The organism is Pseudomonas sp. BP11-1-1 (genome assembly GCF_052112105.1).
Classification (GTDB): Bacteria; Pseudomonadota; Gammaproteobacteria; order Pseudomonadales; family Pseudomonadaceae; genus Aquipseudomonas; species Aquipseudomonas alvandae.
In genome coordinates, this window is sequence record NZ_JAUTYU010000001.1 from 693,532 (window position 1) to 708,831 (window position 15,300).

The 15,300-nt window shown below is 60.4% G+C and carries 13 protein-coding genes; 9 read left to right on the forward strand and 4 right to left on the reverse strand.

The genetic code is table 11. The annotated features are described in order from the left end of the window. The first annotated feature begins 9 nt into the window (after positions 1 to 9). The 8 genes from Q7C33_RS03030 (at position 10) to Q7C33_RS03065 (ending at position 10,869) form a co-directional block, all read left to right on the forward strand. Positions 10 to 1,635, forward strand: a complete 1,626-nt coding sequence (locus Q7C33_RS03030) for an ABC transporter substrate-binding protein (RefSeq protein ID WP_030139826.1) — start codon at positions 10 to 12, stop codon at positions 1,633 to 1,635. A gap of 409 nt (positions 1,636 to 2,044) precedes the next feature. Next, positions 2,045 to 3,646, forward strand: a complete 1,602-nt coding sequence (locus Q7C33_RS03035; protein WP_030139825.1) for an ABC transporter substrate-binding protein — start codon at positions 2,045 to 2,047, stop codon at positions 3,644 to 3,646. Positions 3,647 to 3,816: 170 nt separating this feature from the next. After that, positions 3,817 to 5,232, forward strand: a complete 1,416-nt coding sequence (locus Q7C33_RS03040; protein WP_198797775.1) for an OprD family porin — start codon at positions 3,817 to 3,819, stop codon at positions 5,230 to 5,232. Positions 5,233 to 5,307: 75 nt separating this feature from the next. Further along, on the forward strand, positions 5,308 to 6,903 hold the full coding sequence (locus Q7C33_RS03045; protein ID WP_407682811.1) for an ABC transporter substrate-binding protein: 1,596 nt from the start codon (positions 5,308 to 5,310) through the stop codon (positions 6,901 to 6,903). Positions 6,904 to 6,977: 74 nt separating this feature from the next. Next, positions 6,978 to 7,988 (forward strand): ABC transporter permease subunit, encoded by a 1,011-nt coding sequence (locus Q7C33_RS03050; RefSeq protein ID WP_030139822.1) that lies wholly within the window; start codon positions 6,978 to 6,980, stop codon positions 7,986 to 7,988. A gap of 10 nt (positions 7,989 to 7,998) precedes the next feature. Next, on the forward strand, positions 7,999 to 8,910 hold the full coding sequence (locus tag Q7C33_RS03055) for an ABC transporter permease subunit (RefSeq protein ID WP_030139821.1): 912 nt from the start codon (positions 7,999 to 8,001) through the stop codon (positions 8,908 to 8,910). Positions 8,911 to 8,920: 10 nt separating this feature from the next. Beyond that, positions 8,921 to 9,889: an ABC transporter ATP-binding protein gene (locus Q7C33_RS03060; RefSeq protein WP_014336599.1), complete on the forward strand. Its 969-nt coding sequence runs from the start codon at positions 8,921 to 8,923 to the stop codon at positions 9,887 to 9,889. After that, positions 9,889 to 10,869 (forward strand): peptide ABC transporter ATP-binding protein, encoded by a 981-nt coding sequence (locus Q7C33_RS03065; RefSeq protein WP_030139820.1) that lies wholly within the window; start codon positions 9,889 to 9,891, stop codon positions 10,867 to 10,869. The genes Q7C33_RS03060 and Q7C33_RS03065 overlap by 1 nt, the downstream gene beginning before the upstream one ends. 254 nt (positions 10,870 to 11,123) lie before the next feature. Here Q7C33_RS03065 and Q7C33_RS03070 read toward each other — a convergent pair whose 3' ends face one another. Further along, complete coding sequence (locus Q7C33_RS03070) at positions 11,124 to 11,375, reverse strand: hypothetical protein (RefSeq protein WP_030139819.1); 252 nt, start codon at positions 11,373 to 11,375, stop codon at positions 11,124 to 11,126. A gap of 676 nt (positions 11,376 to 12,051) precedes the next feature. On the opposite strand from Q7C33_RS03070, the gene Q7C33_RS03075 reads away from it, so the two are divergent. Continuing rightward, entirely contained in the window at positions 12,052 to 12,411 is a 360-nt protein-coding gene (locus tag Q7C33_RS03075) for a DUF6124 family protein (RefSeq protein ID WP_217861246.1), read from the forward strand. 247 nt (positions 12,412 to 12,658) lie between these two features. Here Q7C33_RS03075 and Q7C33_RS03080 read toward each other — a convergent pair whose 3' ends face one another. From Q7C33_RS03080 to Q7C33_RS03090, 3 genes are all read right to left on the reverse strand, one after another. Beyond that, a complete protein-coding gene (locus Q7C33_RS03080) occupies positions 12,659 to 14,248 on the reverse strand; it encodes a peptide chain release factor 3 (RefSeq protein WP_030139817.1) in 1,590 nt (529 codons plus the stop codon). A gap of 214 nt (positions 14,249 to 14,462) precedes the next feature. Beyond that, complete coding sequence (locus tag Q7C33_RS03085) at positions 14,463 to 14,792, reverse strand: XRE family transcriptional regulator (RefSeq protein WP_030139816.1); 330 nt, start codon at positions 14,790 to 14,792, stop codon at positions 14,463 to 14,465. Between the two features lie 4 nt (positions 14,793 to 14,796). Continuing rightward, complete coding sequence (locus tag Q7C33_RS03090; protein ID WP_080628550.1) at positions 14,797 to 15,006, reverse strand: type II toxin-antitoxin system RelE/ParE family toxin; 210 nt, start codon at positions 15,004 to 15,006, stop codon at positions 14,797 to 14,799. Positions 15,007 to 15,300: the final 294 nt, after the last annotated feature.

The following is a 15,300-nucleotide window of genomic DNA, read 5'->3' on the forward strand; positions in this document are numbered from 1 at the left end:
GAGGCCAACATGCTTAAACACGCGGTCATTCCGTTTTTAGTCGGCGCAGGCTTGTTAGCCAGCGCTCCTTTCGCTTCCGCCGCGACTAACCTGGTGTTCTGCTCCGAAGGCAGCCCGGCCGGTTTCGACCCTGGTCAGTACACCACCGGAACCGACTTCGACGCCTCTGCAGAAACCATGTTCAACCGCCTGACCCAGTTTGAGCGCGGCGGCACCGCCGTGATTCCTGGCCTGGCCACCAAGTGGGACATTTCCGAAGACGGCCTCACCTACACTTTCCACCTGCGTGAAGGCGTCAAGTTCCACACTACCTCGTACTTCAAGCCGACCCGTGAATTCAATGCCGACGACGTGCTGTTCACGTTCAACCGCATGATCAACAAGGACGACCCTTTCCGTAAGGCGTACCCAACCGAATTCCCGTACTTCACCGACATGGGGATGGACACCAACATCACCAAGATCGATAAAGTCGACGACCACACCGTCAAGTTCACCCTCAAGGATGTAGACGCCGCGTTCATCCAGAACATGGCGATGAGCTTCGCCTCGATCCAGTCCGCCGAATACGGCGCCCAACTGCTCAAGGAAGGCAAGGCCCCGGACATCAACCAGAAGCCGGTCGGCACTGGCCCGTTCGTGTTCAAGAGCTATCAGAAAGACTCCAACATCCGCTACACCGGGAACAAGGACTACTGGAAGCCTGACGACGTGAAGATCGACAACCTGATCTTCGCCATCACCACCGACCCGTCGGTGCGCATGCAGAAGCTCAAGAAAAACGAATGCCAGATCACCCTCTTCCCACGCCCGGCCGACCTCAAGGCCCTGAAGGAAGACAAAGCGTTGAAGATGCCTGACCAGGCGGGTTTCAACCTGGGCTATATCGCCTACAACGTGATGGACAAGATCAAGGGCAGCAACGAGCCGAACGTGCTGGCCAACCTGAAGGTCCGCCAGGCGCTGGACATGGCGGTCAACAAGCCACAGATCATCGACTCGGTGTACCAGGGCGCCGGCCAACTGGCGGTCAACGCCATGCCGCCGACCCAGTGGTCCTACGACACCACCATCAAGGACGCCAAGTACGATCCTGAGAAAGCCAAGGAGCTGCTCAAGGAAGCCGGCGTCAAGGAAGGCACCAACATCACCCTGTGGGCGATGCCGGTGCAGCGTCCGTACAACCCGAACGCCAAGTTGATGGCCGAGATGCTGCAGTCCGATTGGAAGAAAATCGGCCTGAACGTCAACATCGTCAGCTACGAATGGGGCGAGTACATCAAGCGTTCCAAGGGCGGCGAGAACCAGGCCATGATCATTGGCTGGAGCGGTGACAACGGTGACCCGGACAACTGGCTCAACGTGCTGTTCGGCTGCGACTCGCTGGCCGGCAACAACTTCTCCAAATGGTGTGACAAGAAGTTCGATGGCCTCGTGAAAGAAGCCAAGCGCACCACCGACCAGGCCAAGCGCACCGAACTGTACAAGCAGGCGCAACACGTCCTCAAGGATGCTGTGCCAATGACACCTATCGCTCACTCGACGGTGTATCAACCCATGCGCGCCAACGTGCAGGACTTCAAGATCAGCCCCTTTGGCTTGAACTCCTTCTACGGCGTCAGCGTCAGCAAGTAAGGTGACCTGTGGCGAGGGAGCTTGCTCCCGCTGGGCCGGTCCGACGCTTCGGGCGTAGCGGCCTCTTTTTTAAGCGCGATGGCGGACTATCAACGACGCCATCGCGAGCAGGACTCGCTCCCACGCCATGCCGTCGCCCTGTCTGCCGAGACCAAGACCTAGGAAATTGCCTACATCCAAAAGCACTGCGTCCCACAGCAGTTGGTTTAGGACGTGTCGCCTTTTCCCACAAGTCTTTCAGGCGTTTCCGCATTTACCGCCTGGCCCACGACCCATAACGTCGGGGCTGCCGGTTTGCTGGCCCTGTGGCATCGCTGTTTACGCAATGGAATGAGCCCAGTGCTCCGGACCTGTCCCCGGAAGGACACCGGATCACTGATCAACACCCCGAAACGAGAGAGGGAGCGTCATGCGCCATACCTTGGTTTTATCCGCATTGCTGGGCACCGGCCTGTTGGCCGCCACCTCCGCAGCCCAGGCCGCCGGTGGCAGCCTGGTGTTTTGTTCCGAAGGCAGCCCCGCCGGTTTCGACACCGCGCAATACACCACGGCCACCGACAACGATGCCGCCGAACCGCTGTACAACCGCCTGGCCGAGTTTGAAAAAGGCGCGACCAATGTAGTCCCAGGCCTGGCGACGAGCTGGGACATTTCCGAAGATGGCTTGAAGTACACCTTCCACCTGCGCGAAGGGGTGAAATTTCATACCACCGATTACTTCACGCCGACCCGGGATTTCAACGCCGACGACGTGCTGTTCACGTTCAACCGCATGCTTGACCCGCAGCATCCGTTCCGCAAGGCCTACCCCACCGAGTTCCCGTACTTCAACGGCATGAGCCTGAACAAGAACATTGCCAAGGTCGAAGCAACCGGGCCGCTGACGGTGGTAATGACGCTCAACAGCGTCGACGCCGCGTTTATCCAGAACATTGCCATGAGCTTCGCCGCGATCCTCTCGGCCGAATACGCCGACCAACTGCTCAAGGGCGGCAAGCCGAGCGACATCAACCAGAAGCCGATCGGCACCGGGCCGTTCGAGTTCAAGAGCTATCAGAAAGACTCCAATATTCGTTATGTCGCCAACGACAAGTACTGGGCGCCGGAACGGGTGAAACTGAAAAACCTGATCTTCTCCATCAACACCGACGCCTCGGTGCGGGTGCAGAAGCTCAAGGCCAACGAATGCCAGGTCACCCTGCATCCACGTCCCGCCGACGTGCCGGCCTTGAAGAACGATCCCAAGCTGCAACTGATCGAAAAACCGGGTTTCAACCTCGGCTACATCGCCTATAACACCCGCCACAAGCCGTTCGACCAGGTCGAAGTGCGCCAGGCGCTGGACATGGCGGTGAACAAGCAAGGCATTCTCAACGCCGTTTACCAAGGTGCGGGGCAACTGGCGCAGAACGCCATGCCGCCGACGCAATGGTCCTACGACGACACCATCAAGGACACGCCCTACAACCCGGAAAAAGCCAAGGAGTTGCTCAAGGCCGCCGGGGTCAAGGAAGGCACCGAAATCACCCTCTGGGCCATGCCCGTGCAACGCCCGTACAACCCCAACGCCAAGCTGATGGCCGAGATGCTCCAAGCAGACTGGGCGAAGATCGGCCTGAAGGTGAAGATCGTCAGCTACGAATGGGGCGAATACATCAAGCGCACCAAGAACGGCGAGCACGACATCAGCCTGATCGGTTGGACCGGCGACAACGGGGACCCGGACAACTGGCTGGGCACGCTCTATAGCTGCGACGCCATTGGCGGCAACAACTACTCCATGTGGTGTGACCAGGATTACGACAAACTGATCAAGCAGGCCAAGGTCGTCACCGACCGTGACCAGCGCACCGTGCTCTACAAACAGGCCCAGCAGTTGCTCAAGCAGCAAGTGCCGATCACCCCTGTTGCCCACTCGACGGTCAACCAGCCGCTGAGTGCCAAAGTCGAAGGGTTCAAGGTCAGCCCCTTCGGTCGCAACGTCTTCTCGGGCGTCAGCCTGAACCCATAACCGCTTAGCCGCACAGCGAGGGCTTCCCTGGAAGCCCTCACGCAGAAGTCTTGCCTTAATTCGCCGATCAGGCGCCAAGCAAACGTTTGCAAGCTGGAAATGAGTTCCAAACCGATAGCCGTATCACCAAAAAAGAACGGCATGAAAAAGAAAGAAAAGGAGCGTTACCGATGAAACTGAGCAGCACCGCGATACTGGCCTTGGCCATCAGCAGCGTTACGGCCACGGCTTACGCTGAATCCCAGAGCCAGGCAGTCACCCCAGTGACCCTCAAGACCACCAGCGAGCAAAGCGAAGCCAAGGGCTTCATCGACGGCCAATCCGTCACGGGTAGCACGCGCAACTGGTACGCCAACGAGCAATTCAAGCGCGGCACGAAACTCACCTATCGCAAGAACGGCGAAGCACGCGAGACCGATCGCCGTATCAACTGGCTGCAAGGCACCATCATCAAGTACAACTCGGGCTTCACCGAAGGCACCGTAGGCTTCAGCACCGAAGTGGCGGCCTACAATGCCATCGCCCTCGACCGGGATCGCAAGGACCTGGCGTCCAACAATGGCGGTGCACCGACCACCCGTCCTGGGGCCGGCAACAACCGTACCCTGACCCATGAAGGCGGCGACGCTGTGGGCCAGTGGAGCAAACTGGGCCTGGCCAACGTCAAGGCCCGCGTGTCCAACACCACCCTGACCGCCGGCCGCCAGAACTTCAGCAGCCCGATGGTCGACGTCATCGGCAACCGTGCCCTGCCTTCCAGCTTCCAAGGTGTGAGCCTGCACAGCGAAGAGTTCGAAAACCTGGGCTTCGACATCGCCACCTTCGACCGCAACTCGCCACGTACCGAAGAGAGCCAGCGCAAGTTCCGCTCCGAATACGGTGACAGCAGCGTCGAGACCGATCACGTCAACACCGCCGGTATCACTTACCAGCCACTGGCCAGCCTGAAGACCAGCCTCTGGGCGACCCAGGCCGAGGACATGTGGAACCAGTACTACTTCGGCGCCACCCACGAGCTGGGCGACAGCTCGGTACTGAGCCTGACCACCGGCCTGAACTACTACAAGACCGTGGATTCGGGCAAAAGCAAGCTGGGTGAAATCGACAACGACACCTATTCCCTGTCGTTCGGTCTGACGCACCAGGCCCACAGCCTGACCTTCTCATACCAGGAAGTGAACGGTAACGAGTACTTCGACTACCTGCACGAAACCAACGGCATCTACCTGGCCAACTCCCTGCTGTCGGACTTCAACGGCCCGAACGAGAAATCCTTCCAGATCGCCTATGGCCTGAACATGGCCGAATACGGCGTACCAGGCCTGAAGTTCAACATCTACCAGGCGCGCGGCTGGGGCATCGACGGCACGCACTACAACAGCACCGGTTATAGCGACGTGCGGGCCATGGACGGTGAGCACCACTATGAATACGGCGTCGGCGCGTCCTATGCCGTACAGAGCGGCCCTCTGAAAGCCACCGCGATCCGTGCGACCTACACCGCACACCGCGCCAGCGAAAACCAGGCCGACGGCAGCCTCAACGAGTTCCGCCTGGTCACCACCATCCCGTTCAACATTCTCTAAACTGCCACCGGGCGGTCGACTCACAAGGTCGCCCGCCCGGTCTTTTGCCAATTACCCGATTGCAGAGGATTGACGATGAACATGATCCCCCTACGCGCCGCCATCGCCGCCGCGCTGCTGAGTGTCGCCGTTGGCGCCACCGCCAAGCCCCTGGTGGTTTGCACAGAAGCCAGCCCGGAAGGCTTCGACATGGTCCAGTACACGACTGCAGTCACCGCCGATGCCGTGGCGGAAACCATTTTCAATCGCCTGGCCGACTTCAAGCCCGGCACCACCGAAGTGATTCCGGCCCTGGCCGAATCCTGGGACATCAGTGACGACGGCCTGACCTACACCTTCCACCTGCGCAAGGGCGTCAAGTTCCACACCACCGAATACTTCAAGCCGACCCGCGACATGAACGCCGACGATGTGGTCTGGAGTTTCCAGCGCCAACTGGACCCGAACCACCCGTGGCACAAACTGTCGAGCGTGGGCTTCCCGTACTTTGAAAGCATGGGCTTCAAGGAACTGCTGAAAAACGTCGAGAAAGTCGACGAGCACACGGTCAAGTTCACCCTGACCCGCCGCGAAGCGCCGTTCCTGGCCGACATCGCCATGGCCTTCTCCTCGATCTACCCGGCCGAATATGCCGACCAGTTGCTCAAGGCAGGCAAAACCGGCGACCTCAACAGCAAGCCGATCGGCACCGGCCCGTTCGTGTTCCAGCGCTACAACAAGGACGCCCAGGTTCGCTTCAAGGCCAACCCGGACTACTTCCGTGGCAAGCCGCCAGCCGATGCGCTGGTATTGGCCATCGCCACCGACAACAACGTGCGCATGCAGAAACTCAAGACCAACGAGTGCCAGATCGCGCTGTACCCCAAGCCCGATGACATCCCCAGCATCAAGAAAGACCCGAACCTGAAGGTCACCGAGCTGGACGCGATGACCGTCTCCTACACCGCCATGAATACCAGCCACAAATACATGAGCGACGTGCGGGTGCGCAAAGCCATCGACCTGGCCTTCGACAAGGAAGCCTACGTCAACGCGCTGTTCGGCAAGGGCAACGCCACCGCGGCGGTCAACCCCTACCCGCCGACCCTGCTGGGCTACAACCACAATCTGAAGAACCCGGCCCGCGACCTCGACAAGGCCCGCCAATTGCTCAAGGAAGCCGGCGTGCCGGAAGGCACCGTGTTCACCCTGTTTACCCGCAACGGCGGCGGCCCGACCAACCCCAACCCGATGCTCGGCGCGCAGATGATGCAGTCCGACCTGGCGAAAGTCGGGATCAAGGTCGACATTCGCGTGATGGAATGGGGCGAAATGCTCAAGCGCGCGAAAAACGGCGAGCACGACATGGTGTCCGCCGGATGGGCGGGCGACAACGGCGACCCGGATAACTTCCTGACGCCTATGCTCAGTTGCGAGGCCGCCAAGAACGGCGAAAACTACGCGCGCTGGTGCAACGAGAAATTCCAGGCGCTGCTCGACCAGGCACGCGCCACAGTGAACCCCGAGGAGCGCGCCAAACTCTATGAGCAGGCCCAGGTGATTTTCAACCAGGACCAGCCATGGATCAGCATGGCCCACACTCGGATGTTCACGGCAATGCGCAACAACGTAGAGGGCTACGTGATTAGCCCGCTCACCACCAACAACTTCGCCACCACCCAGGTGAAGTAGATAAGAAAACGCCCGGCAACCTTCACCAAAGGATTGCCGGGCACGCCTAACCGGCTGATGAGGTACACCTGAAGATGTTTAGTTTTATTGCCCGCCGACTGGGATTATTGATCCCCACGTTCTTCGGCATCACCTTGCTGACCTTCGCGTTGATTCGCATGATCCCCGGCGACCCCGTGGAAGTGATGATGGGCGAACGTCGGGTCGATCCCGAAATGCATGCACAGGCAATGGAACGCCTTGGCCTCAACAAACCGCTGTATGCCCAGTACCTGGACTACATCGGCAAACTGGCCCACGGCGACCTCGGCGAATCGCTGCGCACCCGTGAAAGCGTATGGACCGAGTTCAGCTCACTGTTTCCCGCGACCCTGGAACTGTCCATGGCCGCGCTGTTGTTCGCCGGTATCCTGGGCCTGCTGGCCGGGGTGATCGCGGCACTCAAGCGAGGATCCCTGTTCGACCATGGGGTGATGGGCATCTCCCTGGCGGGGTATTCGATGCCGATCTTCTGGTGGGGCCTGATCCTGATCATGTTCTTCTCGGTGTCCCTGGGCTGGACGCCGGTGTCGGGACGGATCGACCTGCTCTACGACATCGAGCCGAAAACCGGCTTCATGCTGATCGACACGCTGCTGGCCGACGAGCCGGGCGCGTTCCTCGATGCCCTGCATCACCTGATCCTGCCGGCCATCGTGCTGGGCACCATTCCGCTGGCGGTGATCGCCCGCATGACCCGCTCTTCGATGCTCGAAGTACTGCGCGAAGACTACATCCGCACCGCCAAGGCCAAGGGCCTGTCGCCGTCGCGCGTGGTGTTCGTCCACGGCCTGCGCAACGCGCTGATCCCGGTGCTGACCGTGGTCGGCCTGCAAGTCGGCACGCTGCTGGCCGGCGCGGTCCTGACCGAAACGATCTTCTCCTGGCCGGGCATCGGCAAGTGGCTGATCGAAGCCATCGGCGCCCGGGACTATCCCGTGGTGCAGAACGGCATCCTGTTAATCGCCTGCCTGGTGATTCTGGTCAACTTCGTCGTGGACATCCTCTACGGCTTTGCCAACCCACGCATCCGTCACCAGCGCTGAGATCAAGACCATGAGTACTCCAACTACCGCGGTAGCAGTCGATCAAAGCCTGCTGTACCCGTCCCCGTACAAAGAATTCTGGCACGCGTTTTCCCGCAACAAGGGCGCTGTCGCCGGGCTGCTGTTCATGATCCTGATCGTGTTCTGCGCGATTTTCGCCCCGTGGGTCGCGCCGCACGACCCGAGCGAGCAATACCGCGACTTCCTGCTGACGCCGCCGGCCTGGCTGGAAGGTGGGCAGATGCAATTCCTGCTGGGCACCGACGAACTGGGCCGCGACCTGCTCTCGCGCCTGATCCAAGGCTCGCGGCTGTCGTTGCTGATCGGCTTGTCATCGGTGGTGATGTCGCTGATCCCGGGCATCCTGCTGGGGCTGTTCGCCGGGTTCTTCCCGCGCATCCTCGGCCCGACCATCATGCGCCTGATGGACATCATGCTGGCCCTGCCATCCTTGCTGCTGGCCGTGGCGATCGTCGCCATCCTCGGCCCAGGCCTGATCAACACCGTGATCGCCATCGCCATCGTCTCGCTGCCATCCTACGTGCGCCTGACCCGCGCCGCCGTGATGGGCGAACTGAACCGCGACTACGTGACCGCCGCCCGCCTGGCCGGTGCCGGCCTGCCGCGCCTGATGTTCATCACCGTGCTGCCCAACTGCATGGCACCGCTGATCGTCCAGGCGACCTTGAGCTTCTCCTCGGCGATCCTCGACGCCGCCGCCCTGGGTTTCCTCGGCCTCGGCGTGCAGCCGCCTACCCCGGAGTGGGGCACCATGCTGGCCTCGGCCCGCGACTACATCGAACGCGCCTGGTGGGTCGTGAGCCTGCCTGGCTTGACCATTTTGCTCAGCGTGCTGGCAATCAACCTGATGGGCGACGGGCTGCGCGATGCGCTGGACCCGAAACTCAAGAATGCCGCCTGAGGAGATTCCCATGTCACTGCTAGAAATCAAGAATCTCAACGTCCGCTTCGGCGACGCCACCGCCGTGCCGGTGGTCGACGGCCTGGACCTGAGTGTGGAAAAAGGCGAAGTCCTGGCGATCGTCGGCGAATCGGGCTCGGGTAAATCCGTGACCATGATGGCGCTGATGGGCCTGATCGAGCACCCCGGCATCGTCACCGCCGATGCGCTGAACTTCGACGGCAAGAACATGCTCAAGCTGAGCAACCGCCAGCGCCGGCAGATCGTCGGCAAGGACCTGGCGATGGTCTTCCAGGATCCGATGACCGCGCTCAACCCCAGCTACACCGTGGGTTTCCAGATCGAAGAAGTGCTGCGCCTGCACCTGAAGATGTCCGGCAAGGCCGCCCGCAAGCGCGCCATCGAACTGCTGGAAAAAGTCGAGATTCCCGGCGCGGCCAGCCGCATGGACGCCTATCCGCATCAACTGTCCGGCGGCATGAGCCAGCGCGTGGCGATTGCCATGGCGATTGCCGGTGAGCCGAAGCTGCTGATCGCCGACGAACCGACCACCGCCCTCGACGTGACCATCCAGGCGCAGATCATGGACCTGCTGCTGGCCCTGCAAAAAGAGCAGGACATGGGCCTGGTGCTGATCACCCACGACCTCGCCGTCGTCGCTGAAACCGCCCAACGCGTGTGCGTGATGTACGCCGGCCAAGCCGTGGAAGTCGGCCAGGTGCCGCAGCTGTTCGACATTCCGGCCCACCCCTACAGCGAAGCGCTGCTGGCGGCGATCCCGGAACACAGCATGGGCGCCGAGCGCCTGGCGACATTGCCCGGCATCGTCCCCGGTCGCTATGACCGCCCACAAGGCTGCCTGCTGTCGCCGCGCTGCCCGTACGTGCAGGACAACTGCCGTCAACAACGCCCGGCCCTCGATCCGAAATCCAACAGCCTCGCCCGCTGCTTCTACCCGCTGAACCAGGAGGTGGCGTGATGGCCGTCGTACTTACCGCCCGTGACCTGACCCGTCATTACGAAGTGTCCCGTGGCATGTTCAAGGGCCATGCGACCGTGCGCGCCCTCAACGGTGTGTCGTTCGAACTGGAAGCCGGCAAGACCCTGGCCGTGGTGGGCGAATCCGGTTGCGGCAAATCCACCCTCGCCCGGGCCCTGACGCTGATTGAAGAACCGTCCGCCGGCTCCTTGAAAATCGCCGGCCAGGAAGTGGCCGGCGCCAACAAGGCCGAACGCAAGCAACTGCGCAAAGACGTGCAGATGGTCTTCCAGAGCCCTTACGCGTCCCTCAACCCGCGGCAGAAAATCGGTGATCAGCTGGCCGAGCCATTGCTGATCAACACCAACCTGTCGGCCACCGAACGTCGCGAGAAAGTCCAGGCGATGATGAAGCAGGTGGGCTTGCGCCCCGAGCATTACCAGCGCTACCCGCACATGTTCTCCGGCGGCCAGCGCCAGCGCATCGCCCTGGCCCGCGCCATGATGCTGCAACCCAAGGTGCTGGTGGCGGACGAACCGACGTCGGCGCTGGACGTGTCGATCCAGGCCCAGGTGCTGAACCTGTTCATGGACCTGCAGCAGGAATTCAACACCGCCTACGTGTTCATTTCCCACAACCTGGCGGTGGTGCAGCACGTCGCCGACGACGTGATGGTGATGTACCTCGGCCGCCCGGTGGAAATGGGCCCCAACGAGTCCATCTACAGCCGCCCGCTGCACCCGTACACCCAGGCGCTGCTGTCGGCCACCCCGACCATCCACCCGGACCCGAACAAGCCGAAGATCAAGATCGTCGGCGAACTGCCCAACCCGCTCAACCCGCCGTCCGGCTGCGCTTTCCACAAGCGCTGCCCGTATGCGACCGAGCGTTGCAAGACTGAGGAACCGGCGTTGCGCCCGTTGGATAACCGGCTGGTGGCGTGTCACTACGCCGAGCGGTTTCTCGACGGCGCTGCATAAAGCAGAAGGTAGATAAGCTCTTGTGGCGAGGGGATTTATCCCCGTTGGGCTGCGCAGCAGCCCTAAAGCAATGAACTCAATCTTCCTGGCGCACCGAGTTGCCTGGTTTGGGGCCGCTGCGCAGCCCAGCGGGGATAAATCCCCTCGCCACAGAGGTAAAATTTCACCTTGGGTCATGCGCCGGGCATAAAAAACCCCTCCAGCCCCGACTGAATATCAGTTGGGGCTGGAGGGGTTTTCTTTAGGCTATAGCCCTACGTCTGGCTATCGCCCTCTTCATCCTCATCACCATCCGGCGGATCAACCGGCGAACCATCGTCATCCTCGCCATCGTCTGGATCGCCTGCGTCCGCATCGGTCGCGGCAAGCATCAACTCACCCTGCGCAACCTGCCCACTCGATGCGTGCTGATCATGCTGATCACATTCCGCCCACGCGATGGTGGAGCCCAGGGACAACATCACCAAAACCTTCAATAGCAACATCATGCGTAGAAGCTTATTCATAGCCAATTCCTTCTTTCCGGATAAAGCCGGGGCCCGACGGCGCTCAACAAAATCTAGTTCTGAACCGCCCGGTTCACCAGATAAGACGCCCCCGTACAGCCAGAAATGCCGTCGCTGTACAGAATGGTTTCGAATAAGCCTTATCCCCAAATCTACTAACGCAACAAACCTCCCTTGTGGGAGCGGGCTTGCTCGCGAAGAGGCCGCCACATCCAGTATCCAGGCAGGCTGCCCCACCGCTTTCGCGAGCAAGCCCGCTCCCACAATTTGAATGGGTGTGGTCACAAAGCAGTGCCAAACCAAAACCCTTTTGGGGCCGCCGGGCATTGAGCCCTACAGACAAATACCCGGTAACACGGAACGCTCGTTCCGAGGCTACGTTGCCTTGCGCCTTTGCCTACAACTAAGCCAGAATCCGCCCGCTTGTGCGCTTTGAGGTGGGTCTTTATGGTTACCGGGTCGCTGAAATTCAGCGGTCGGGTTTAGCGACCTGAACCATAGGCACGTAAGCAGCCATCCTTATTGCGGGATCTCACCGCAATCGTTATGGCGGCTGTATGTGGGAGACCTTCGGGTCTACCGGGTGCCTATGTCCGGTTCGCTAACCTGCGTACAGTCGCCACCATTCTGTTTAGCGACAGGTCTTGGCGGCTTCTATTCCCATAGGAGCATCACCATGTTCAAAGCCACACCGAACCCACCCGAATCAGACCCCACCTCTGCCTATTCCAGCCTAGACCCGGAAAAATTCCACGAAGCCACTGAGCGGGCGCTCGATTATTACTTGAAGCCGGAACAGGCCAAGGCCAAGAAAGAACCGCCAGCGCGCCAGCTCTTCACTGTGGTGGAAGGGGTCGATAGCGAAAGCCTGCTCGCCAACCTCAGCGAAAACCTCGCCTCCGCCAACGCCATGATCAGCGACCTGGCATTCGACCTTGAAGGCTCTCGCCGACAGGTTGCGATGGGTATTCTTCAGGTGATCGAGATGAGTGAATTGCTGGCGAATCGGGCGCTGGATATCGTCGATCCGCGTTAGCGACTGGCCCTAAAGAGAGGGCTGACGAGCCGTGCGCCAGCCCGCTTTCATGCAAGCCGACCCACCGCTTTCGCGAGCAAGCTCGCTCCCACAGGAAATTGTGGCTGACCGGGAGATTGAGGATCTGACACAAAACCAATGTGGGAGCGAGCCTGCTCGCGAAGACGGCGGCACATTCAACATAAATGCTGACTGGTCCAGCGCTATCGCGAGCAGGCTCGCTCCCACAATGGGTCACACTTACTGCTTAGTGATGCTCCCGCGTCGCGCGGAATTTCACGTCTGGCCAGCGCTCTTCCATCAGCGCCAGGTTCACCCGCGTAGGCGCCAGGTAGGTCAAATGTCCACCACCATCCAGCGCAAGGTTTTCCACAGCCTTGTTGGAGAATTCCTCGAGCTTCTTCTTGTCACCGCATTCGACCCAACGCGCCGAGTACACGGTGATCGGCTCGTAGGAGCACTCGACCTTGTATTCCTCTTTCAAGCGACTGGCGACGACGTCGAACTGCAGCACACCGACCGCGCCCAAGATGATGTCGTTGCTGCGCTCCGGGAAGAACACCTGGGTGGCGCCCTCTTCGGCCAGTTGCTGCAAACCTTGGCGCAGTTGCTTGGACTTGAGCGGGTCCTTCAGGCGCACGCGGCGGAACAGTTCCGGGGCGAAGTGCGGGATGCCAGTGAAGCCCAAGGCCTCGCCTTCGGTGAAGGTGTCGCCGATCTGGATGGTGCCGTGGTTGTGCAGGCCGATGATGTCACCGGCGAAGGCCTCTTCCAGTTGCTCGCGCTCCGAGGAGAAGAAGGTCAAGGCGTCGCCGATGCGCACGTCCTTGCCGGTGCGCACATGGCGCATCTTCATGCCTTTTTCGTACTTGCCGGAGCAGATGCGCATGAAGGCGATGCGGTCGCGGTGCTTGGGGTCCATGTTCGCCTGGATCTTGAACACGAAGCCCGAGAACTTCTCTTCCACCGGCTCCACGGTGCGCTCGTTGGCAACACGCGGCAGCGGGCGCGGGGCCCAATCGACCACGGCGTCGAGCACATGGTCGACGCCGAAGTTGCCCAGGGCGGTGCCGAAGAACACCGGGGTCAGCTGGCCGTCGATGAATTCCTGCTGGTTGAATTCATGGCAGGCGCCCTGCACCAGCTCCAGTTGCTCGACAAAACGATCGTACTCGTCGCCCAGGTGGGCGCGGGCTTCGTCGGAGTCGAGCTTCTCGATGATCTTGACCTCGGTGCGCTCGTGCCCGTGACCGGCGGTGTAGACGATGATGTAGTCGTCGGCCAGGTGGTACACGCCCTTGAAGTCGCGGTAGCAACCGATCGGCCAGGTGATCGGCGCGGCCTTGATCTTCAGGACCGCTTCGATCTCGTCGAGCAGCTCGATCGGGTCGCGGATGTCGCGGTCGAGTTTGTTGATGAAGCTGACGATCGGCGTATCACGCAGACGGCAGACGTCCATCAGCGCGATGGTCCGTGGCTCGACGCCCTTACCGCCATCGAGGACCATCAGGGCCGAGTCCACCGCGGTCAGGGTGCGGTAGGTGTCTTCGGAGAAGTCTTCGTGGCCCGGGGTGTCGAGCAGGTTGATCATGTGATCGCGATACGGGAACTGCATGACCGACGTGGTAATGGAGATACCCCGCTGCTTTTCCATTTCCATCCAGTCGGAAGTGGCATGGCGGTCGGACTTGCGGGATTTCACCGTGCCGGCCACCGCAATCGCCTTGCCCATCAGCAAGAGCTTCTCGGTGATGGTGGTCTTACCGGCATCGGGGTGGGAAATAATGGCAAACGTGCGTCTGGCATTGACTTCATTGACAATTTTGCTGTCGGACATCGTTCAAAATCTCGATTGTGCATGCTGTTATGCACACACTGAAAAATTTGCTTTTGGCCGATTGCACAGGCCAGTACAGGGAACCGCGCATTGTAACAAAGGGCGGACGGGAGTGCTCGGTACGATGCCCGATAGCGCTTGGCTGGAACTGCGCCCTCGCCGAAAGAGGTTGACTGAAAAACCAAAAGGCCATCCGTCTGGATGGCCTTTTTTCTTACTTGAAGTCCGCGTTCAGGTCACGAAGACCTTCCAGCTTCACGGGGCCACGACCTGGAAGCCGGGCAACCAATTCCAGCGTTCCCCCCATAGCCTCAACATATTCACGCAGCGTAGAGAGCAGCATGTCGGTACGCTTCTCCACTTTAGAGACGTTGCCTTGCTTCATGTGGAGAAGACCGGCCATAGTCTCCTGCGTGAGATTCAGCTCCTTGCGCAGTTCCTGCAGGGTCATCTGTTCTGCAATGAGCTCTGCGCCGCGCTGTTCGATCTTCTGTCGACGGGCCGCGGGAAGCCCTTTCATAATCTCGTCGATTGACTTAGCCATTGCCTTACCCTTTCTTCAGTGTGCTTAGGTGCCGGTCAAAGCGGACATCTGCTGTCTTGATCAAGTCCTTATAGAATTTTTTCTGGCTGCCGCCTGACTTGTCATCACCCACCAGCAGGACTGCTTTCCTTTCCGGATCGAACGCGAAAGCCACACGCCAGACCCCGTTATCAGCCTTGAAACGCCAATCCTGCCCGATCCCGGCCAGTTCCATACGGCCTGTTTGGTCATGGGAAATCGCTTGGCGAGTGAGTCAAAAAAAGGACAGAAACTATAGCCCAACGTGTACCAGGCACCGAACCGTTGAGCACATCCGGGGTGGCCAAATGCTGCTCAGGATGGGAACCTTTTGCCCCGTGGAGGCGTCCACCCCCTGATACGAGCAACCGTCAGGGCCTTGAAAATCAGCAAGTTAGCCTGACGAGGCTGCGCTCATGGCTCGCTTCGACGTCGTTTTACCGGCCTCGAAAAGAGCTGCTTCTCGCGAACGTTTTCCCGGCAACCCACG